General features: G+C 65.9%; 18 protein-coding genes and 1 pseudogene. 10 read left to right on the forward strand and 9 right to left on the reverse strand.

The features are described from left to right. The first annotated feature begins 136 nt into the window (after nucleotides 1-136). The 6 genes from P6U27_RS27935 (at nucleotide 137) to P6U27_RS27960 (ending at nucleotide 10,234) form a co-directional block, all read left to right on the forward strand. Nucleotides 137-1,135, forward strand: a complete 999-nt coding sequence (locus tag P6U27_RS27935; protein ID WP_122404845.1) for a MoxR family ATPase — start codon at nucleotides 137-139, stop codon at nucleotides 1,133-1,135. Then, nucleotides 1,135-2,079, forward strand: a complete 945-nt coding sequence (locus P6U27_RS27940; RefSeq protein ID WP_122404846.1) for a DUF58 domain-containing protein — start codon at nucleotides 1,135-1,137, stop codon at nucleotides 2,077-2,079. Before P6U27_RS27935 ends, P6U27_RS27940 begins: the two co-directional genes overlap by 1 nt. Beyond that, nucleotides 2,076-4,886, forward strand: a complete 2,811-nt coding sequence (locus tag P6U27_RS27945; RefSeq protein WP_209294925.1) for a DUF4159 domain-containing protein — start codon at nucleotides 2,076-2,078, stop codon at nucleotides 4,884-4,886. Before P6U27_RS27940 ends, P6U27_RS27945 begins: the two co-directional genes overlap by 4 nt. A 7-nt stretch (nucleotides 4,887-4,893) precedes the next feature. Continuing rightward, the gene (locus P6U27_RS27950) at nucleotides 4,894-6,957 is read left to right on the forward strand and encodes a hypothetical protein (protein ID WP_122404848.1); all 2,064 of its coding nucleotides are present in this window, start codon (nucleotides 4,894-4,896) and stop codon (nucleotides 6,955-6,957) included. 355 nt (nucleotides 6,958-7,312) lie between these two features. Next, entirely contained in the window at nucleotides 7,313-7,711 is a 399-nt protein-coding gene (locus P6U27_RS27955; RefSeq protein WP_209294924.1) for a DUF2946 family protein, read from the forward strand. Nucleotides 7,712-7,858: 147 nt separating this feature from the next. Then, nucleotides 7,859-10,234, forward strand: a complete 2,376-nt coding sequence (locus P6U27_RS27960) for a TonB-dependent receptor (protein WP_209294923.1) — start codon at nucleotides 7,859-7,861, stop codon at nucleotides 10,232-10,234. 248 nt (nucleotides 10,235-10,482) lie between these two features. Here P6U27_RS27960 and P6U27_RS27965 read toward each other — a convergent pair whose 3' ends face one another. The 4 genes and pseudogenes from P6U27_RS27965 to P6U27_RS27980 all read right to left on the reverse strand — a co-directional run bounded on the left by P6U27_RS27965 (nucleotide 10,483) and on the right by P6U27_RS27980 (nucleotide 12,940). Beyond that, nucleotides 10,483-10,998 (reverse strand): GNAT family N-acetyltransferase, encoded by a 516-nt coding sequence (locus P6U27_RS27965; RefSeq protein WP_122404851.1) that lies wholly within the window; start codon nucleotides 10,996-10,998, stop codon nucleotides 10,483-10,485. A gap of 94 nt (nucleotides 10,999-11,092) precedes the next feature. Beyond that, nucleotides 11,093-12,033, reverse strand: a pseudogene (locus P6U27_RS27970) (glycosyltransferase family 2 protein). Then, complete coding sequence (locus P6U27_RS27975) at nucleotides 12,030-12,215, reverse strand: hypothetical protein (RefSeq protein ID WP_407192853.1); 186 nt, start codon at nucleotides 12,213-12,215, stop codon at nucleotides 12,030-12,032. Before P6U27_RS27975 ends, P6U27_RS27970 begins: the two are co-directional and overlap by 4 nt. A 233-nt stretch (nucleotides 12,216-12,448) precedes the next feature. Further along, nucleotides 12,449-12,940, reverse strand: coding sequence for an NUDIX domain-containing protein (locus tag P6U27_RS27980; protein WP_122404854.1), 492 nt, complete (start codon nucleotides 12,938-12,940; stop codon nucleotides 12,449-12,451). 92 nt (nucleotides 12,941-13,032) lie between these two features. On the opposite strand from P6U27_RS27980, the gene P6U27_RS27985 reads away from it, so the two are divergent. Further along, nucleotides 13,033-13,917 (forward strand): metallophosphoesterase, encoded by an 885-nt coding sequence (locus tag P6U27_RS27985; RefSeq protein WP_209296397.1) that lies wholly within the window; start codon nucleotides 13,033-13,035, stop codon nucleotides 13,915-13,917. 105 nt (nucleotides 13,918-14,022) lie between these two features. On the opposite strand, the gene P6U27_RS27990 is transcribed toward P6U27_RS27985, so the two are convergent. The 3 genes from P6U27_RS27990 to P6U27_RS28000 form a co-directional block, all read right to left on the reverse strand. Continuing rightward, nucleotides 14,023-14,577 (reverse strand): hypothetical protein, encoded by a 555-nt coding sequence (locus P6U27_RS27990; RefSeq protein WP_122404856.1) that lies wholly within the window; start codon nucleotides 14,575-14,577, stop codon nucleotides 14,023-14,025. A 194-nt stretch (nucleotides 14,578-14,771) separates the two neighbouring features. Further along, nucleotides 14,772-14,984, reverse strand: a complete 213-nt coding sequence (locus P6U27_RS27995; RefSeq protein WP_024341447.1) for a hypothetical protein — start codon at nucleotides 14,982-14,984, stop codon at nucleotides 14,772-14,774. A gap of 32 nt (nucleotides 14,985-15,016) precedes the next feature. Further along, nucleotides 15,017-16,648 (reverse strand): isocitrate lyase, encoded by a 1,632-nt coding sequence (locus P6U27_RS28000; protein ID WP_122404857.1) that lies wholly within the window; start codon nucleotides 16,646-16,648, stop codon nucleotides 15,017-15,019. 222 nt (nucleotides 16,649-16,870) lie between these two features. Here P6U27_RS28000 and P6U27_RS28005 point away from each other — a divergent pair, with 222 nt between their 5' ends. Beyond that, complete coding sequence (locus P6U27_RS28005; protein ID WP_122404858.1) at nucleotides 16,871-18,316, forward strand: short-chain fatty acyl-CoA regulator family protein; 1,446 nt, start codon at nucleotides 16,871-16,873, stop codon at nucleotides 18,314-18,316. Between the two features lie 82 nt (nucleotides 18,317-18,398). Here the strand turns inward: P6U27_RS28005 and P6U27_RS28010 are convergent, their stop codons facing one another. Then, complete coding sequence (locus P6U27_RS28010) at nucleotides 18,399-18,692, reverse strand: antibiotic biosynthesis monooxygenase (RefSeq protein WP_014497428.1); 294 nt, start codon at nucleotides 18,690-18,692, stop codon at nucleotides 18,399-18,401. A 408-nt stretch (nucleotides 18,693-19,100) separates the two neighbouring features. Here P6U27_RS28010 and P6U27_RS28015 point away from each other — a divergent pair, with 408 nt between their 5' ends. Both P6U27_RS28015 and P6U27_RS28020 read left to right on the forward strand, forming a co-directional pair. Next, a complete protein-coding gene (locus P6U27_RS28015; protein WP_122404859.1) occupies nucleotides 19,101-19,907 on the forward strand; it encodes a hypothetical protein in 807 nt (268 codons plus the stop codon). A 172-nt stretch (nucleotides 19,908-20,079) separates the two neighbouring features. After that, nucleotides 20,080-20,433 (forward strand): hypothetical protein, encoded by a 354-nt coding sequence (locus P6U27_RS28020; RefSeq protein ID WP_122404860.1) that lies wholly within the window; start codon nucleotides 20,080-20,082, stop codon nucleotides 20,431-20,433. Nucleotides 20,434-20,627: 194 nt separating this feature from the next. Here P6U27_RS28020 and P6U27_RS28025 read toward each other — a convergent pair whose 3' ends face one another. After that, nucleotides 20,628-21,263 (reverse strand): tetratricopeptide repeat protein, encoded by a 636-nt coding sequence (locus tag P6U27_RS28025; RefSeq protein WP_162500407.1) that lies wholly within the window; start codon nucleotides 21,261-21,263, stop codon nucleotides 20,628-20,630. Between the last annotated feature and the right edge of the window lie 76 nt (nucleotides 21,264-21,339).

Here is a 21,339-nt window from a genome sequence, read left to right on the forward strand (position 1 = left end):
GGGATAGGTTAATTCAACGAATACATGGCCTTCCTGCAAGTCTAGCATAGGGCCCATGACCTGACGTGATGACCTGACGTGACGTGCTGACCTGACGATGCAAGCAAGCCGCGTGGCAGGCTGAAGGAGCGAACGAATGGCGGAGAGTGTCGAGAAACTCGAGGACGGGATCGTCCGTTCGGCCGAGCAGGTGTCGAGCCAGATTCGCGCGGCCAAGGACGCGATCGCCTCCGTCATCTTCGGTCAGGATCGCGTGATCGAGAACACGCTGGTCACCATCCTCTCCGGCGGCCATGCGCTCTTGATCGGCGTGCCGGGTCTCGCCAAGACCAAGCTGGTCGAGACGCTCGGCGTCACGCTCGGTCTCGATGCCAAGCGCATCCAGTTCACGCCCGACCTGATGCCGTCGGACATCCTCGGCGCCGAGGTGCTGGACGAGAGCACCACGGGCAAGCGCGCCTTCCGCTTCATTGCCGGTCCCGTGTTCGCGCAGCTGCTGATGGCCGACGAGATCAACCGCGCGAGCCCGCGCACGCAATCGGCGCTCTTGCAGGCGATGCAGGAGCAGCACATCACCGTCGCCGGTGCGCGCCACGATCTGCCGAAGCCGTTCCACGTGCTCGCGACGCAAAACCCGCTGGAGCAGGAAGGCACCTATCCGCTGCCGGAAGCGCAGCTCGACCGCTTCCTGATGGAGATCGACGTCGACTATCCCGATCGCGATGCCGAACGCCGCATCCTGTTCGAGACCACCGGCGCCGAGGAGACGCTGGCCAGGGGTGCGATGACGCCCGATGCGCTGATCACCGCGCAGCGGCTGATCCGTCGCCTCCCGGTCGGCGATTCCGTCGTGGAGGCGATCCTGTCGCTGGTGCGCTCGGCCCGCCCGGGTCCGGACGCCGGCGAAGCCGGCAAGTTCATCGCCTGGGGACCCGGCCCGCGCGCCAGCCAATCCCTGATGCTGGCGGTACGCGCGCGTGCGCTGATCGACGGACGCCTCGCGCCGTCGGTCGACGACGTGCTCGACCTCGCCGAACCCGTGCTGAAGCACCGCATGGCGTTGACGTTCCAGGCGCGCGCCGAAGGCCGCACGATTCCGGACGTGATCCGGCAATTGAAGACACGGATCGGTTGATGGCAGCAGAGAACGGGCACGCAGCGAAGGAGACACTGGCGATCCGACGTGCCGATGGCGAAAGCCGCACGCTCGCCGCTTCGCTGCCGCGCCTGGTGCTCGAGGCCCGCCGCGTCGCCGCCAACGTCATCCACGGCCTGCATGGACGGCGCCGCGCCGGGTCCGGCGAAAATTTCTGGCAGTACCGCCGCTTCGTCTCGGGCGAGCCGGCGCAGAACGTCGACTGGCGCCGCTCGGCGCGCGACGATCATCTCTATGTCCGCGAGCTCGAATGGGAAGCCTCGCACACGGTCTGGATCTGGCCGGACCGCTCGCCCTCGATGGCCTTCGCCTCGAAGAGCGCGCGCGAATCCAAGCTCGAGCGGACGCTGATCGTCGCCTTCGCGCTGGCCGAGCTGCTCGTCGCCGGCGGCGAGCGCGTCGGCATTCCCGGGTTGATGGCGCCGACCGCGAGCCGCACCGTCATCGACAAGATGGCGCAGGCGATGCTGCATGACGATGCCGACCGGCTGAGCCTGCCGCCGTCCTTCGTTCCGGCCGCGCTGGCCGAGATCATCGTGCTGTCGGATTTCTGGTCGCCGATCTCCGAGATCAGGACGATGCTCGCAGGGCTCTCCGGCTCCGGCGCGCATGGCACGATTGTGCAGGTCGTCGATCCCGCCGAGGAATCGTTCCCCTATTCCGGCCGCGTCGAGTTCGTCGAGCCCGAAGGCTTCGGCGTGATCACCGCCGGCCGCGCCGAGAGCTGGGTTCAGGACTACACCGCGCGGCTCGCGCTGCATCGCGACCAGATCCGTGCCGAGACCAACAAGCTCGACTGGCTGTTCACGACGCACGCGACCGACCGCTCGGCCGCCGAACTGCTGTTGTTCCTCCATGCGGGCATGCAGGTGAGCAAGTCGGGCGCCCGCACCACGACGATCAAGGCGGGGCCGGCCGCATGATGGGATTGCCGCTCGCCTTCACTCAACCGCTGCTCCTGATCGGCCTCGTCAGCCTGCCCGTGCTGTGGTGGCTGCTCCGCGTGATGCCGCCGCGGCCGCGCCGCATCGAGTTTCCGCCGACGCGGCTGTTGTTCGACATCGCGCCAAGGGAAGAAACGCCATCGCGGACGCCGTGGTGGCTGACCGCGCTTCGCCTCTTGGCCGCCGCGCTGGTGATCTTCGCCGCCGCCGGCCCGATCTGGAATCCGCAAACCGGCCTCGCCGGCAGCAAGGCGCCGCTGATGATCATGCTCGACGACGGCTGGAGCGCCGCCTCGCACTGGGACGTCAGGATCAGGACCGCCGACGAGCTGATCGCCAATGCCGACAACGACCGCCGCGCCATTGCGCTGGTGCCGCTGTCCGAGCCGAACCGCGACATCACCCTGATGCCGGCGGGGGCGGCGCGCGTCGCGCTGCGGCAACTCGCGCCGAAGCCCTATTCGATCGATCGCATCGAGACGCTGGCTGCGGTCGAGCGTTTCCTCAAGGTCACCGGCGACTGCGAGATCGCCTGGCTGTCCGACGGCGTCGACACCGGCCGTGGCGAGGACTTCGTGGCTGGCCTCGGCAAGACCATCGGCGATCGCAGCCTGACCGTGTTCGAAGGCGGCACCTCCTCGCCGCTGGCCCTGGTCGCCGCCGAGAACGCCGCGGCGAAGATGACGGTGAAGGTGCTGCGCACCGACAGCGGCATCGCCGTCGGCACCGTGCGCGCACTGGACCAGAAGGCCTCGCCGATCGGCGAAGCCCGCTATTCGTTCGGTCCGCAGGACATGGAGACCGAAGCTTCGTTCGATCTGCCGGTCGAGCTGCGCAACGACATCACGCGGCTCGAGATCTCGGGCGAGCGCTCCGCCGGCGCGGTGCAGCTGCTCGACAAACGCTGGCGCCGCCGCGCCGTCGGCATCGTCTCGGGCTCGACCAGCGAGACCGCGCAGCCGCTGCTGGCGCCGACCTTCTATCTCACTCGCGCGCTGGCGCCGTTCGCCGACGTCAGGCTCGCCGACAAGGGCTCGCCGCAGCAGGGCATCACGCAATTTTTGGACCAGAAGCTGCCGATGATCATCCTCGCCGATGTCGGCACGATCGCGCCTGAGCTGCGCGAGCGCCTCAATGCCTGGATCGACCAGGGCGGCGTGCTGGTGCGGTTTGCAGGGCCAAGGCTGGCGCAGGCCGAGGACGATCTGGTGCCGGTCAAGCTGCGCAAGGGCGGCCGCACGCTCGGCGGCAGCCTGACCTGGGAGAAGCCGCAGCATCTCGCCGCCTTCGCGGGCGATGGCCCGTTTGCGGGCGTCGCGGTGCCCAAGGACGTCACGGTGAGCCGGCAGGTGCTGGCCGAGCCCGACGCCGTGCTCGCCACCAAGAGCTGGGCCTCGCTGGAAGACGGCACGCCGCTCGTCACCGGCGAGCATCGCGGCAAGGGCATCGTCGGCCTGTTCCACGTCAGCGCGGACATGCGCTGGTCGGATCTGCCGATGTCGGGCATCTTCGTCGAAATGCTGAGGCGTGTGGTCGACATGTCCGGCTACACCACCAAGCCCGGCGCCGGCGTTGCCAGCGAAGCGACCACCGAGACGGTGGCGCCGCTGCACATCCTCGACGGTTTCGGCGCCTTCGGCCCGCCGCCTGCGACTGCAAAGCCGCTGGCCGCGGATTATCGCGACCGCGCCACCTCAGATCATCCGCCCGGCTTCTATGGTCCGGCAGAAGGACCGCTCGCCGTGAACACGCTTGCTAGCGCCGACCGCATCGCGGCCCTGAACACCGCGGGCCTCCGCGCCCGGCACGCCACCTACACCAATGCCGAGCCGCGCGACTTGCGCGGCTGGCTGCTGTCGACCTCGCTTGCACTGTTCCTGATCGACACCATCATCGTCGCGGTGATCGGCGGCGGGATTGCCGCGCTGCTGCGCCGCCGCGCCGCACCCGCCATGATCGTGCTCACCTTGCTCGCGGGGTTTGCATCGCTCGCGCCGACGCCGTCGCGCGCCGACGGCGTATCCGACGAGTTCGCGATGAAAGCGGTGTCGCAGACCCGCCTCGCCTATGTCGTGACGGGCAATGCCGACGTCGATTCCATCGTCAAGGCGGGGATGAACGGGCTGACGCTGTTCCTGGCCCAGCGCACGGCGCTCGAGGCCGGCGACCCCGTCGGCGTCGATCCCGCGCGCGACGAGCTCGCCTTCTTCCCGCTGATCTACTGGCCGATCGTGCCGGGCGCACCGAAGCCGCCGCATGAAGCCATCAACAAGATCGACGCCTACATGAAGCAGGGCGGCACCGTGCTGTTCGACACCCGCGACGCGATCGAGGCGCCGCCCGGCGCGAACGGCGCGTCGCAGACCCCGGGCATGCAGACCCTGCGCGAGATCCTGTCGTCGCTCGACGTGCCCGAGCTCGAGCCGGTGCCGCGCGAGCACGTGCTGACCAAGACCTTCTATCTGCTGCGCGACTTCCCCGGCCGCTTCACCGCCGGCCAGACCTGGGTCGAGACGTTGCCGCGCGAAGACGATGAGGACAGCGCGCAGCGGCCGGCGCGCGGCGGCGACGGCGTCTCGCCGATCATCATCACCTCGAACGATCTTGCCGGCGCCTGGGCCGTGCGGCCCGACGGACAGGCCATGCTGCCGGTGACCGGAGGCGACAGCCGTCAGCGCGAATTCGCCTACCGCGCCGGCGCCAACATCGTGATGTACACGCTGACCGGCAACTACAAGGCCGACCAGGTGCACGCACCGGCCCTGATCGAACGGCTGGGGCAATAGGATCGACATGAATTACGGCATCGCATTCACGCCGCTCGTTCCCGCGATCGTCCTGTGGCTCGCGCTGGCCGCGATCGTCGTGATCGCGCTTCTTCTGCTGGTGGCGCGGGCGCGCGGCGCTGCGGTGCGCGTGGCCGCGCTGGCGCTGTTCCTGCTGGCGCTCGCCAATCCCTCCTTCACACGCGAGGACCGCGATCCCCTCACCTCGGTCGCCGCAATCGTCGTCGACAAGAGCCCGAGCCAGAACTTCGGCAACCGCAATCGCGAGGCCGCAGCTGCGCAGGAAGCGCTGGTCGATGCCTTGAAGAAGATCAAAGGCCTTGAAGTGCGCGTCGTCGATGCCGGACAGGCCGACGGCGAGACCGACGGCACAAAGCTGTTCGGCGCGCTCGCCTCGGCTTTGTCGGACGTGCCGGTCGACCGCGTCGCCGGCGCGTTCCTGATCACCGACGGCCGCGTCCACGACATTCCCGCGAACGTTGCCGCGCTCGGTTTCCAGGCGCCGGTGCACGCGCTGATCACCGGACAGAAGGACGAGCGCGACCGCCGCATTGCGATCACCGCCGCACCGCGCTTCGGCATCGTCGGCCAGACCCAGACCATCAGCTACCGCCTCGATGACCAGGGCGTCACGGGCGAGCGCGCCAGGGTCACGGTCCGCCGCGACGGCGAGGTCATCAACGAGCGCACGCTCTCGAGCGGCCAGGCCGCCAGCGTCGACGTCGACATCAAGCATGCCGGCCCGAACATCGTCGAGATCGAGGCCTCGCCGCTCGAACGCGAATTGACGCCGGTGAACAACCGCGCCGTGGTCGCGATCGACGGCGTGCGCGACAAGCTGCGCGTGCTCTTGGTCTCGGGCGAGCCGCATTCCGGCGAGCGCACCTGGCGCAATCTGCTCAAATCCGACGCCAGCGTCGATCTCGTGCACTTCACCATTCTGCGTCCGCCGGAAAAGCAGGACGGCACGCCGATCAACGAATTGTCGCTGATCGCGTTTCCGACCCGCGAATTGTTCCAGCAGAAGATCAACGAATTCCAGCTGATCATCTTCGACCGCTACGCCCGCCAAGGCGTGCTGCCGATCGCCTATTTCGACAACATCGCGCGTTACGTGCGCGCGGGCGGCGCGGTGCTGGTCTCGGCGGGCCCCGATTATGCCTCCAACACCAGCATCTGGCGCACGCCACTGGATTCGGTGCTGCCCGCCGAGCCGGTCGGCGTGACCGAGAAGCCGTTCTATGCGCATCTCTCCGACATCGGCAAACGCCATCCCGTCACGCGCGGCCTCGAGGGCTCCGCCAGCGAGCCGCCGCGCTGGAGCCGCTTCTTCCGCACCGTCGATACCCGCAATGCCGTCAACCCGCCGGTCATGACCGGCGTCGATGGCAAGCCGCTGCTGTTCCTGTCGCGGTTCGGCGAGGGACGCGTGGCGCTTCTGCTCTCCGACCACATCTGGCTGTGGGCGCGCGGCTATGAAGGCGGCGGGCCGCATCTCGATCTCTTGCGGCGGATGTCGCACTGGCTGATGAAGCAGCCGGACCTCGATGAAGAAGCGCTGCGCCTCCAGGCGCAGGGCAAAGATCTCGTCGTGGTGCGCCAGACCATGGCGGACAGCGTCCAGCCGGTGAGCGTGACCTCGCCGTCGGGCGTGTCGCACGATTTGACGCTGAGCCCCGGCGATCCCGGCGAGTGGCGCGCCAGCCTGCCGGCGAACGAGCTCGGCCTGTGGCAGGCCACCGACGGCACGCTGAAGGCGCTGATCAATGTCGGCCCGACCAATCCGAAGGAGTTTTCGGAAGTCACCTCCACCGTCGATACCTTGAAGCCGCTGACACAGGCAACGGGCGGCAACGCCGTGCGCGTCGCCAGTGGCTCCAGCGTCGAGCTGCCGCGCATCCTGCCCGTGCGTTCGGCCAGCGTCTTTGCCGGCGACGGCTGGATGGGCGTGCGGATACGCGACGCCAGCGTCGTCAAGGGCGTCGGCGTGCTGCCGATCTTCGCCGGCCTGATCGGCCTTCTGCTGCTGCTCGGCGCCTTCGCCGCGACCTGGGTCCGCGAGGGGCGGTGAACAAGGCGGATGAGACTCGCCTCGCGAGGACAATCGCATATGACCTTTGGCAACGCCTCACCGCACGCCTCGTCCTTCGAGACGACCGCTTCCAGCGGCCTCCTCACGAGGCCAAGCAACACTGCGCCCTGTTGAAGCAGTCGCCATCCACTCCGCCTCATCCTGCGGAACCCGTCTAAAGCGGTCGTCTCGAAGGATGGCTGCAGGCGTTAGTTGCCCGAATGACACATCGCGAGGCTGGCCCACGTCAGTGAGCCCGCCCACCGTTGACATCCCTTAGCCGATCGCGCGATGTTATATTGTAACGTCGCGACGTCAGGGTTTGGCGCCTCGCGATGTGGGGTGGCGTTTGCAGATGAAGTGGGCCCGGTCGCATATCAGGCACGGTGCCCGGCTCGCGTTGTTCGCGATGCTGGTGCAATTCGCGCTGACCTTCGGCCATAGCCACTGGTTCGCACAGGCTGCCCCCCTCACCTCGCTCCAGCAGACGGACGGCGCCAAGTCGGTCGCCTCGGTCGAGCGTGCGGCGGTCCAGAAGCGATCGCCCTCTGCCCCCGACCGTGAGCAGCCGGTCGACGACAATTGTGCCATCTGCGCCGTCGTCGCGATGGCGGGCACGGTCCTGTTCGCGACGCCGCCGCTTCTGCAGCTGCCGCAGGCGATCGAGCTGCTCTACCGCACCACGGACGCCGAATTCATCCATCTGAAATCGGCCGGCATGGCGTTCCAGCCGCGCGCCCCTCCTGCATCCTGACTCCCAGCATCACGTGATCACGCCCGAGTTCGCCGTTTCAGGCGATCGTCCGGGAAAAGTTGAAGTCGAATTCCGTCGCGCTGCGACGGCAGGCCGCCTCCGATCAGCAGAGCATCATCCGGACGGCGCCTGACTGGAATCAGGACCATGTCATTTCAATTGCGACGCGCGCAGCGCCTTGGCGGAGCCAGCCTGCTCCTGCTCGGCGCCGCCGCCACACCTGCGCTTGCCCAAGACTCGGCGCAGGACAAATCCTCGACCGAGATCCCGGCCGTCACCGTGACGGCGCCGAGCCCGATCGTGCGTAGGGTCGTGCCGACCCGCAGCCCGGTCCGTGTCGCGCGCACCGGGCGGTCGCGCAGCCAGCAGCGCACCGCGGAAGCAACGCCGGCACCGACGGCCGCGCCCGCGACGGCCGCGCCTCAGCAAGGCGTGCTGCCAATCGTGACCAACCAGTTCGCCACCGTCACCGTGGTGCCGAACGAGGAGATCCGCCGCGAGGGCGGCGGCCAGCTCGGCGATCTCCTGTTCTCAAAGCCCGGCATCACCGGCTCGAGCTTTGCGCCCGGCGCCTCCAGCCGGCCGATCATCCGGGGTCTCGACGTCAACCGCGTCGGCATCGTCGAGAACGGCACCAATTCCGGCGGCGCCTCCGATCTCGGCGAGGATCATTTCGTCCCGATCGATCCGCTCGCCACCAACCAGGTCGAAGTGGTACGCGGGCCGGCGGCGCTGCGCTACGGCTCGACCTCGATCGGCGGCGTCGTGAGCGCCACCAACAACCGCATTCCGGATGCGCTGCCCTCCTGCGCGCCGTCTTTCCAAACCTATGGCCTGCCGACCAAGGCGCCCCTCGCGAGCGCCGCGACCTCGCCTTGCGTCACCGCCGAGACGCGCACCGCGTTCAGCTCGGTCGATCGCGGCGTCGAAAGCGGCGTGCTGCTCGATACCGGCGGCGGCAATTTTGCGTTCCACGCCGACGCCTATGGGCGAACGACGTCCGACTATTACATTCCGAGCTATCCATACTTGTTCGACCAGACGCGGCCAGTCGGCAATCGCCAGCCGAACTCGGCGACGCGCTCGGATGGCGCCTCGATCGGCGGGTCCTACATTTTCACGGGCGGCTTCATCGGCGCGTCGATCACGCAGAACGATTCGCTCTATCATATCCCCGGCATCGATGGCGCCGATCACCAGACCCGCATCGATGCGCATCAAACCAAGATCAACGTCAAGGGCGAATATCGCCCGGATGGCGCCGCGATCGACACGATCCGCTTCTGGGCCGGCGCCACCAACTACCGTCACAACGAGCTGGGTCTCGCCGATCCCACCGATCCGACGACCGATGGCGTCCGGCAGACCTTCACCAATCGGGAAGAGGAGATCCGCGTCGAGACGCAGCTGATGCCGTTCAATGCACGCTTTGCCGAGGTGACGACTGCGTTCGGCTTTCAGGCAGGCCATCAGGAGCTGACGGCGCCGAGTCCGGACGATCCAGGCTCGCTGTTCAACGGATTGTGGGACCCGAACCGCAACTACCGCATTGCCGGCTACGCCTTCAACGAGTTCAAGTTCAGTGAACAGACGAGAGCGCAGATCGCCGGCCGCATCGAGCATGTCGAGCTGCACGGGTCGACGCCGGATTTCCCGGCGGATTTCCTGCCCGACGGCAGCCCTCAAACCAGCATCGTCCGCAATCCGTCCTTCACGCCCAAGAGCGGCAGCATCGGCCTGTTGCAGGATCTGCCCGGCGGCATGGTCGGGAGCATCACCGCGCAATATGTCGAGCGCGCACCGAAACCGGCCGAGTTGTTCTCGCGCGGCGGCCACGATGCGACCGCGACCTTCGACATCGGCAATCCGAACCTCACGATAGAGACCGCCAAGTCCGTCGAACTCGGCGTGCGCAAGGCGACGGGACCGCTCCGCTTCGAAGCGACCGTCTACTACACGCATTTCGACAATTTCATCTATCGCCGCCTCACCGGGGTGATGTGCGATGGCGACTTCGCCTCATGCGGCAGTCCGGGCGCCGAGTTGAACCAGGCGGTCTATTCGCAACGCAATGCCAATTTCCGCGGCGGCGAATTCCAATCGCAGCTCGATATCGGTGCGTTCCAGGGCGGCATCTGGGGCATCGAGAACCAGCTCGACGTGGTCCGCGCCACCTTCAGCGACGGCACCAACGTGCCGCGGATTCCGCCGGTGCGCATGGGTGGCGGGGTGTTCTGGCGCGACGACAACTGGCTGATGCGGATCAACCTGTTGCACGCCTTTGCGCAGAACAACGTCGCCGTGATCGCGGAGACGCCGACGGCTGGCTACAATTTGCTGAAGGCGGAGGTAAGCTACAAGACCAAGCTCAACCCCAACGCCTTCGGCGCGCGCGAGATGCAGGTCGGCCTCGTCGGCAACAATCTCCTCAACGAGAACATCCGCAACTCGGTGTCCTACACCAAGGACCAGGTGCTGATGCCCGGCATCGGCGTCAGGGCGTTCGCGAACTTCAAGTTCTGAGCATTGCTTATGCCGGGGCCTAAATAGCTCCGGCATACACCGTCATTGCGAGGAGCTCTTGCGACGAAGCAAGCCGGACCGCCTCTGCGGAACGATTCTGGATTGCTTCGCTACGCTCGCAATGACGGAGGATGAGGCGCCGCCGTGCTTCCAATCCACGGCCTGATCGATCCTCCGGGTGAGTTGGTGGTCGTAGGCTCAACTCACCCCTGACCACCCGTCACCGATAGGATCTACGGACTTAGCAGCTACCCTCGCGCCTTGCTCCAATCGGGGCCGACCGGGCCTGACACGCCCTCGAAGGCGCCGTCGACGAGCTCGAACACCAGGATGCGGGCGGCGTCGACGGGGCCGGGCATGGTGACGCGGCCCTTGGGGACCGGCTTGAAGCCGACGCGGCTGTAATAGGGCTCGTCGCCGACCAAGAGCACGAGGCGATGACCTTTTTCCCTGGCGTCCTTCAGCGCGCGCTCCATCAACAGACGGCCAATGCCGCGGTCGCGGAACGGCGGCTCGACGGTGAGCGGCCCGAGCAACAGCGCGGGCGTGTCGCCGATCAGGATCGGCAATTGCCTGACCGAACCGACCAGCAGCGTGCCGATGCGGGCGGTGAAGGACAGTTCGAGCAGATGATCGACGTGCTCGCGAATCCGATAGGCGCTCAGCACGAAGCGGCCGGGACCGAAGGTACGTTCGTGCAGCCGCTCGATCGCCTGGGCGTCGCCGGCGGCTTCGGGAAGGATGGTCACTGAGAGATCGTTCATGTCAATTCGCGGAGTAGCACTTGCGCATGCGAAGGTCCATGGGCGGTGTCAGTGCCTGGCTTCACAGCTCCCAGCGGGCGAGCTGCAGGCTTGCTCAACCTGCATCCCGTTTCAATGCCGGCTGGGACAGGTAGGCCAGCATCTTCATCTCGCGCCGCCCTCGCGTGACCGTGTCGAGCACGAGCCCCGACGACGCCGACAGCAGGGCCATGATCATCAGGCCCATCGACAGCACGGCGGTCGGCAGTCGCGGCACGAGGCCGGTTTCGATGAAAGTGATCACGATCGGGATCGCGAGAATGATCGAAGCCAGCGCCAACAGGATCCCGATCACCGTGAAGAAGCGCAACGGCCGCTCCGAACGGTAGAGCTTCAGCATGGTACCGAGGATGCGAAATCCGTCACGCCAGGTGTTGAGCTTCGAGAACGAGCCTTCAGGGCGTGCATAGTAGGGCGTCTCGACCTCGGCGACCGGCAGCGACAGTTCCAGCGCATAGACCGCGAGCTCGGTCTCGATCTCGAAACCGTCGGAAAGGACGGGAAAGGATTTGACGAAGCGGCGCGAGAACACCCGATAGCCGGACAGGATGTCCTTGAAAGCGTAACCGAAGGTCGACGACAGGAAGCCGGTGAGCATGCGGTTGCCGGTGCGGTGGCCGAGCCGGTAAGCGGCCTGGACCTGATCGACGCGAAGGCCGACCACCATGTCGAGATGATCGTCGAGCAGCCTGTCGATCATGCGCGGCGCGCTCGGCGCATCGTAGGTGGCATCGCCGTCGACCAGTACATAGACGTCGGCCTCGATGTCCGCGAACATGCGGCGCACGACGTGGCCCTTGCCCTGCCGGCGCTCGCTGCGCACGATCGCGCCGGCTTCGCGCGCAACCGCGGCGGTCCGGTCGCGCGAATTGTTGTCGTAGACGTAGATCTCCGCCGAGGGCAGCGCCTTGCGGAAATCGGCAACGACGGTCGCGACCCCGCCTCCTCGTTGTAGCAGGGCACCAGCACGGCGATGCGAAGTTGCGTTGAGGTCATCGCGACGGCACTCCGAGGCTTGTCGGCTCGCGCCCGAGCGGCGCAGCCTGCCGTGCCTGTTCCTGCTGCATCAGCCAGGCGAACGCGGTGCTCCACAGGGAAAGCATCGCGATGGGCACGATGCAACAGGGCGTGAAGATCGGATGGCTCAAGAAGGAGCCGAGGTTGACGATGGAATTCATCCAGTATCCGAAGGGCCTTTGGGGCGCGTTACTCGAGCCGCGGATTCAGTCCACCTCTCCCCGCCGGGGAGAGGTGCCTTGAATTCCTGGCTCGCATCGAGTGAACCAAATCTCGGTCTATGCGCGATGAGATTTGGATGAATCGTCATCGCGCTTTAGCTTGTTGTCTACGCATGATCTTTCCGGAAAACCGCTTCGCACTTTTCCGGATCATGCTTTAGCACAGGCCGCCCTCAGCGCCACGTCGCAATCAGGGGCTTGCCATCCAGCACTTCCGCGATCCGCAGCCGCGTGCCGGGCGTGGTGCCCTCGGGCAGCGCGGTGATGGCGAAGAAGCCGCATTCGACGATCTCGCGGTTGGGCTCGGGCGGGCGATCCTGCCTGAACTGCCTCACCACGTAGACTGCGACGTGGTCGCGGCGGGAGACGTGGCTGTTGAGGAAGATGCCGTGCAGGACCGCCTCGCCGGTGAGATCGATATCGCCCTCCTCCTTGAGCTCACGCCGCAGCGCCTCTTCCATGGCCTCGCCGAAATCGACGCCGCCGCCCGGCAGATACCAGCCGCTGACGTAGCTGTGCCTGACCAGGAACACGCGGTTGTCGGCATCCAGCACCACGGCGCGGACACCGAGCGTCATGCCGCGGACGAGCAGGAAATAGACGTGGAAGATCCGCCGCAGCAACGGCTCGAACTTCCGTCGGACCCGGTTCAGACGTTCTCCCATCAGGCTTCCTTGCCGCCCCATTTCAGGCCCTGCTTGCGCGTTCCTCGCGACCTTGCCATTACAGCGGAGCAATAGCGAGGCAATCGCGCGTCATGGCCCCCTTCACGCTCGCCCATCTGTCCGACCCGCATCTGGCGCCTTTGCCGAAGCCGCGGCTGATCGAGCTCGCCGGCAAGCGCGCGCTCGGCTATGTCAACTGGACGCGCAACCGCCACAAGTACCAGCGCCGCGAGGTTCTCGACGCGCTCGTCGCCGACATGAAGGCGCAGGCGCCCGACCACATCGCGGTGACGGGCGATCTCGTCAACCTCGCGCTGGAGGCGGAATTCGCGCCGGCGCTGGCCTGGCTCGAGAGCGTCGGCCCGCCCGACCGCGTCACCGCGATTCCCGGCAATCACGACGCCTATGTCAGCGCGACGCGTCATCGCTTCGGCGAGACGTTCCTGCACTACATCGCCGCGGATACACCCGGCGCCGCGGCCTTCCCCGCGGTGCGCCGGCGCGGGCCGCTCGCGCTGATCAGCCTGTCCACGGCGGTGCCGACCCTGCCGCTGATGGCGACAGGCACGCTCGGCCGCGATCAGCTCGCCTCGCTCGCGGACGTCCTCGAACGGCTCGCGACGGAGGACGTCTTCCGCGTGCTGCTGGTGCATCATCCGCTGAAGTCCAGCGCACGCCAGAAGCGGATGACGGACGCGCCGGAATTGCTGGCGCTGTTGAAGCGTCATGGCGTCGAGCTGGTCCTGCACGGGCACGACCACGTTCATTCGACGATATGGGTCGAAGGCCCCAACGGCAATATTCCAGCGCTCGGCGTGCCCTCGGCCTCCGCGCTCGCGCACGGACGCTATCCGGCGGCGGCGTATAATCTGTTCAGAATCGAGAAGGACAATGCCGGCTGGCGCTGCGAGCAGACGGTGCGGAGCCTCGGGGCTGGATTCCAGATCGGACAGATCAAGCACACACGGTTGATTTGATTTGCCGGCATTGCGAGCGCAGCGAAGCAATCCAGGAATCTCTCCGCGGAGGCAGTCTGGCTTGCTTCGTCGCAAGGGCTCCTCGCAATGACGACGGTGAGCGCCTCACCAGTTCCGCAAGACCGCAAGCACGGCGACCCCGAACAAGGCGGCAGCGCCGAGCACGAAGCCGAACACGAAGGGCCAGAAGCGTGAGCGGCGCGGCGGCTCGGCGGCCGCTGCTTGCGGTTCGGGCAGGACCGCCATCGCATGCTCGCGCTCGATCATGCGGCGCGCGACGTAGTCGGTAACGGCATCGACGATCACAGCGGTGTCGTGTGATTCGGCGAGCACGATGCGGCCGAAGCGGGTGTCCTGGACGAAGCGGTACATCCGCTTGTCGCGCCCCATCACGATATGGGCGACGACGTCGATCCACAGTCGCGGCGTATCGCCCTGGCTGATGCCGCGGTCGAACAGGTCGATCTTGTCCGGCACCTGCGCGAACAAGGGATCGAGCGCATCGTTGAGGATCTCGAGCCGCGCCACCTCGGCGTCCCTAAGATCGACGACGACGCCGGTCCGGTCGGCGGCCTCGATCCGCGCGCGCAGCAGCGCATCGCGCAGCCGCACCGGGCGTGGCTGGCCGGGATGGGTCCCGCTGGTCTCGGGCTCTGACATTGTCGGCCTCGTCCTCGACTGTCCGTCATTAACCTATCAGCAACCACCCCCTCCGCAAAGGCCCACAATTCCAGATACTTACGGCGCCCACAACGTTTACCTATGCCAAAAACAGACGATCCCACCCAGGCTAGGCCTGGATGGGACCATCCGTCCTTGGACGTCTTCTTAAGGTAAGCTCGGCAGCCGCCTGATCAGGCGGCCGGGGCGCGCTGCGGCTCTTCCACGATCGAGAAGCGGACGCCGGCCTTGTGGCGGCTCTCTTCCGAGACCTCGCGCCAGCAGTCCTCGGCTTCCTTGCGGGTCTTGAAGGGACCTTTGACCTGGGCCGAGCCTTCGACGAGCTTGTGGAAGTTCATCGAACCGAACTCGCCGCCGATCACCCAGAAATTGCTGCCTTTGGTCATTGTCAGTCTCCTGTCGAGAGTAGCGTGATTCGTTAGCCGAACTGGTTCATGGTGTTGTGGACGCCGCCCGCCTTCAGGGCAGCTTCGCCGGCGAAGTACTCCTTGTGATCGTCGCCGATATCGGAGCCGGCCATGTTCTGGTGCTTCACGCAGGCGATGCCCTGACGGATCTCGGCGCGCTGGACGTTCTTGACGTAGCCCAGCATGCCCTGCTCGCCGAAATACTCGCGGGCGAGATTGTCGGTGGACAGCGCCGCCGTGTGATAGGTCGGCAGCGTGATCAGGTGGTGGAAGATGCCGGCACGCTTGGCCGAATCCGCCTGGAAGGTGCGGATGCGCTCGTCGGCTTCCTGCGCCAGCGGAGTTTCGTCGTACTCCGCCTTCATCAGCTCGGCACGGTTGTACTTGCTGACGTCCTTGCCCGCTTCCTTCCAGGCGTCGTAGACCTGCCAACGGAAGTTGAGGGTCCAGTTGAACGACGGCGAGTTGTTGTAGGCGAGCTTGGCGTTCGGCACGACCTTGCGGATGCGATCGACCATGCTGGCGATCTGCTCGATATGCGGCTTCTCGGTCTCGATCCAGAGCAGGTCGGCGCCGTTCTGGAGCGAGGTGATGCAATCGAGCACGCAGCGGTCCGCACCGGTGCCGGGACGGAACTGGTAGAGGTTGGAGGGCAGCCGCTTCGGACGCATCATCTTGCCGTTACGGTTGATGATGACGTCGCCATTACGGGCGTTCTCCGGCGTCACCTCCTCGCAATCGAGGAAGCTGTTGTACTGGTCGCCGATGTCGCCGGGCTTGTGGCTGACGGCGATCTGCTGCGTCAGGCCGGCGCCGAGCGAGTCGGTGCGGGTCACGACGATGCCGTCTTCGACGCCGAGCTCGAGGAAGGCGTGGCGGCAGGCGCGGATCTTCGCCAGGAAGACCTCATGCGGCACGGTGACCTTGCCGTCCTGGTGGCCGCACTGCTTCTCGTCCGAGACCTGGTTCTCGATCTGCAGCGCGCAGGCGCCCGCCTCGATCATCTTCTTGGCGAGCAGATAGGTCGCCTCGGCGTTGCCGAAGCCGGCATCGATGTCGGCGATGACGGGGACGACATGGGTCTGGAAGTTGTCGATCTTCTCGATCAGCTCCTTCTCACGGATCTTGTCGCCTTCCTTGCGCGCCTTGTCGAGGCTGCGGAAGATGTCGTTGAGCTCGCGCGCATCGGCCTGACGCAGGAAGGTGTAGAGCTCTTCGATCAGGGCCGGCACCGAGGTCTTCTCGTGCATCGACTGATCGGGCAGCGGACCGAACTCGGAGCGCAGCGCCGCGATCATCCAGCCCGAGAGATAGAGGTAGGTGCGATCGGTCTTGCCGAAATGCTTCTTGACCGAGATCAGCTTCTGCTGGGCGATGAAGCCGTGCCAGCACCCCAGTGACTGCGTGTACTTGGTGGGGTCGTTGTCATAGGCGGCCATGTCGGCCCGCATCAGCGCCGCGGTGTAGCGGGCGACGTCGAGGCCGGTCTTGAAGCGGTTCTGCAGGCGCATGCGGGCGACGGCCTCGGCCGTCACGCCGTTCCAGGTCGGCTTGGTCTCGAGAAGCGCCTGGGCCGCCTCGATCTCGCTCTGATACGAGGCCGGGCGCTGGAGCGCGTTGATGCCGCGGAGCTGGTAGTTCATGTGCCTGATCCTTTCACTGGCGATGGCTTGCCATCGACATTCTTGACAGTGCATTGCGAAATGCGTGTCAGGAGCTAAACGTGAAAACAGAAATTTCGTATAGAGGCCTTGTTTTTTATTGGTGATGTCATGTAACATCAGAACATGTAGCAGATGTTATTTTGTAAAGTTTGTAACAATTGGTCAGTAGAGCTGGCCCTCGAAGCGTCGGAGATCTGAGAAATGCCCGCCGATTCCGGCAAGAAACTCTTTGTCGGCCCGCGGTTCCGGCGGATCCGGCAGCAATTGGGGCTGTCGCAAACCCAGATTGCCGAGGGGCTCGGGATATCGCCGAGCTATGTCAACCTGATCGAGCGCAACCAACGACCGGTTACGGCGCAGATCCTGCTGCGGCTGGCCGAGACCTATGATCTCGATTTGCGCGACCTCGCCACCGCGGACGAGGACCGCTTCTTTGCCGAGCTCAACGAGGTCTTCTCCGATCCCTTGTTCCGTCAGATCGACGTGCCCAAGCAGGAGCTGCGCGACCTCGCCGAGCTCTGCCCCGGCGTCACCCACGCGCTGCAGCGGCTCTACGCCGCCTATACCGAGGCCCGCCAGGGCGAGACGCTGGCCGCCGCGCAGATGGCCGACCGCGACGTCGGCACGCGCTACGAGGCCAATCCGGTCGAGCGCGTACGCGAGCTGATCGAGGCCAACCGCAACTATTTTCCGGAGCTGGAGCAGGCCGCGGAAAATCTGCGCGACGAGCTGAACGTGCCGGCCGAAGGGCTGTACGCGGCGCTGGTCGCGCGCTTGCGCGAAAAGCATTCGATCCAGACCCGCATCATGCCGGTCGATGTGATGCGCGAGACGCTCCGGCGCTTTGATCGCCATCGCCGCCAGCTCCTGATCTCCGAGCTGGTCGACCCGCCCGGCCGCGCGTTCCAGCTCGCCTTCCAGCTCGGGCTCGGCGAATGTGCGCAGCATCTGGAGACCATCATCGGCCGCGCAGGACCGCTCGACGACGCGCCGCGGCGGCTGTTCCGCATCACACTCGGCAACTACTTCGCGGCCGCCGTGATGATGCCCTACCCGGCCTTCCTCGCCGCCGCCGAAGCACTCAACTACGACATCCACGTGCTGGCGCAGCGCTTCAATGCCGGCTTCGAGCAGGTCTGCCACCGCCTCACCACCCTGCAGCGGCCGAATGCGCGCGGCATTCCGTTCTTCCTGCTCCGCGTCGACAATGCCGGCAACGTCTCAAAGCGCTTCTCCTCCGGCACCTTCCCGTTCTCGAAATTCGGCGGCACCTGCCCGCTGTGGAACGTGCACTCGACCTTCGACACGCCGGACCGCCTGCTCAAGCAGGTGATCGAACTGCCCGACGGTACGCGCTATTTCTCGATCGCGCAGATGGTGCGCCGCCCCGTCGCGCCGCATCCGCTGCCGCAGCCGCGCTTTGCCATCGGCCTCGGCTGCGAGATCCGCCACGCCGCGCGCCTGACCTACGCCGCCGGCATGGATCTGGAGAAGACAGAGGGCACACCGATCGGCGTCAACTGCCGCCTCTGCGAGCGCGAAAACTGCGCCCAGCGCGCCGAGCCGCCGATCACGCGCACGCTGATCCTGGACGAGACGACGCGGCGGGTGTCGAGCTTCGCCTTCTCGAATGCACGGGAGTTGTGACGGTATTCAGCTCTCGTGCCCCGGACGCGCAGCAGCGCTCTTGTGCTGCTGCGCTGCGTCCGGGGCACGAGACTGCCGCACTTCACGCCAGCGTATGCACGATCACCGGCCCGGCCGCCGCGCTCGCATGTCCTGCGAGCAGCGGGCCGAGATCCTTCTCGATCCAGGCGATGGCGCGCCTGTTCGCTTCCTCCGCCTGCTCGAACTTGTCGAAGATCGAGATCGCGGTCACCGTGTCGTCGCCGGCATAGACGACATAATAGGCGCGGAAGCCGTCGACGTCGCTGATGATCGGAACGGCACCGTCCTTGATGCGGCGCGCCAGCTCTTCCGCGCTCCCGCTTTTCGCCTTGGCCTGACGGATGGCGGCATACATGGCATCCTCCTTCCGGCTATCTGAAGCTTGGTGCTGTGAGCTTACACCTGACAGCAAACCCCGTCATCCTGAGGCGCTCACTATGGCGGCGCCGAGCGCCCCATAATGAGCCTCGAAGGATGGAGGGCCCGGATGCAGCATCCCGGCCTTGCATCCTTCGAGGCTCGGCTGACGATGCATCCGCATCGCCAGCCTCACACCTCGGGATGACGGGGAAGCAGTTTGCTGGCCTCGCCAATGGCCACTTCGAGCCGGCTCTCCTTGGTTAACCCGGCCCTAATCCGCCTTCGCGATCTGCAACCAAGGATTAAGCACGCCTCAACATCGGTGCCTTAGTCTCGCCGCACTCACTTTTCGCAAACAACGGCAGCCTATTGTGCTGGGCGAAGTGACATCAGGGGGTTCATCATGCGCATTGCGTTGCTGCTGACCGCAACCATCGTCGGCGCGCTCTTTGCCAATCCATCCAGGGCCGGGGCGCTCGATGCGACCGCTGAGGCAGCGCAGGCGCTGCCGCCGGGCTTCCAGAGCTACCGCGGCTACATGTTCGACATCTCCGAGAACCGCGACCGCAAGGATGTTGCCAAGCTCACCGAGAACCTGAAGAGCCAGATCGACGTCGTCGAAGGCGTCGGCCTGTCCCCGCGCGTGCTGCGCTTCTTCCACACCGTTCCGATCGTCGCGAGCGAGCTCGCCTGCCTCGACGAAGGCGCCGCCACCGCCTGCTACGGCCGGGTCACGCCGGACATCCAACGCACCGCGCCCCGGACCCTTACGGTCTGGGACCACGACAAGCAGCGCTGGACCAATCCGAACGCCGTCGATCTCGCGGTCGATTCGGGGCTCGGCGTGATCATGCTGCGGCCGGACATGATGCGCTACGAAAAGGAGGCCGTGCTGCTGCACGAGCTCCTGCACGCCTATCACGCGCGGCTGCTGCCGGACGGCTACGCCAACAAGGGCGTGATCGGCTACTATGCCCTCGCCAAGTCCAAGGACCAGCTGCCCAAGGAATCCTATGCGATGAAGAACCCCATGGAGTTCTTCGCCGTGACCGCCAGCATCTTTCTCTCCGGAAAGAGCGAATTCCACGATCCGAAGTCGCGCGAGGCGCTCAAGGAGAAGATGCCGGACTATTACAAATACCTGGTCGGTGTGTTCGGCTTCGATCCCGAGCCGGCGGCCTCGAACGGCCCGGTCGCCTCGCTGAAGTGAGGCAGACCTGGCGTTCTCAAGCCAGACCACCCAAAAGCCGCGCGGAATGCGCGGCTTTTTTGTTTTGTCAGCCGGAAGCTGCGGATGACGCGCCGGCGGGAATTGCCAAGGCGGGGCCCGATCTGCATAGTCCCGCCGCATCGATATCGTTTTTCGAAGGGGATAAGAGAACATGGCGGAAGCCGACCTGGATGTCGTGATCCGGCAACTGGCCAGACAGCTGCATACGGGCCTGATGACCCGCGCCAAGGAGCGGCGGGATCGCTTCAACGGCCTTGCGGCCAAGGCCAAGGGCAAGGAGACCGGCGAGCGCTTCAAGATGCTGGCCAAGGCCACCATGGAGCAGGCCACCGCCGCCGCCAAGCGCCTGCAGATGTCCGCAGACAACGTCGCCGACAGCTACGCCCGATCGATGCGCCTGGCCGCCAGCACGCCGGTTGCGGTGAAGGAGAAGACGGTGAAGGAGAAGCCGGCGAAGGAGAAGCCGGCAAAGGCAATGGCGAAGAAGGCCAAGAAGGCGAAGTAGTGGATGCTTTCTTTCTTCTCCCCCTGCGGGAGAAGGTGGCATAGGCGGCCTTCAGCCGCCGTTCTTAGGAACGCCGAAACGAAGCTTCGGCTATGGCGCCGGATGAGGGTTCTTTCCGCTCGCCAGACTGTTCGTGAGGATAGAAACTCTCACCCGGCTTCGCTTGCAGCGGCGAATGCCGCTTTAGGTATCTCTCACCGCCTTGGCACGGCGAGCGGCTCGGCGCTGGCGAGCTCGGCGAGCCTGGCGCGTGCGGCCTCGCGGGCGCGGACGTCTTTGCCGGCCGGCAGCGTCAGGGCGGCTTCAAAATCGGCGCGCGCGTCGTCGATCTGACCTCGGGCGAGGAATGCCAGACCCCGATCAAGGCGGGCTTGTGCGTCCGAGGGATCGAGGCGAACCGCCGTGTTGTAGCTCAGGATGGCGCGATCGAGATCGCCCGTGGCGGCAAGCGCGAGACCGCGTTGGTGATAGGGTGCGGCGAGCTTGGGATCATGCGCGATCGCCTCGTCGTAATCCGCAATGGCAAGCTCGAGATCGCCGTTCTGCCGGCGCGCCAGCGCCCGGTCGCGATAGAGCGAGGCGCGGTTGGGATTGAGATGGATGGCCTCGTCGAAATCGGCGATGGCGCGCTTGAAATCGCCGTGGCGCAGCGCGATCCGCCCGCGCCCCTCATAGGCGAAGGCGATCAGCGAGCCCCGCAGCGGCGAGAAGCCGATCACGGCCGAGCAGATGTCGGGATCGTCTTCGTCGCCGCAATTGACGACCATGTGCGTGGACAGGCCGACGAGCACGCAAAGGACGATCAGGAATGGTACGGCAGCTCTGGTCATCTTCGACGGCGGCCGGCAGAGGGCCGGCCGCGCATCCCCTTTCGAAGGAATGGTCACGCCGAACTTTTAACACCGG

Source organism: Bradyrhizobium sp. STM 3566 (genome assembly GCF_045571445.1).
GTDB lineage: Bacteria > Pseudomonadota > Alphaproteobacteria > Rhizobiales > Xanthobacteraceae > Bradyrhizobium > Bradyrhizobium vignae.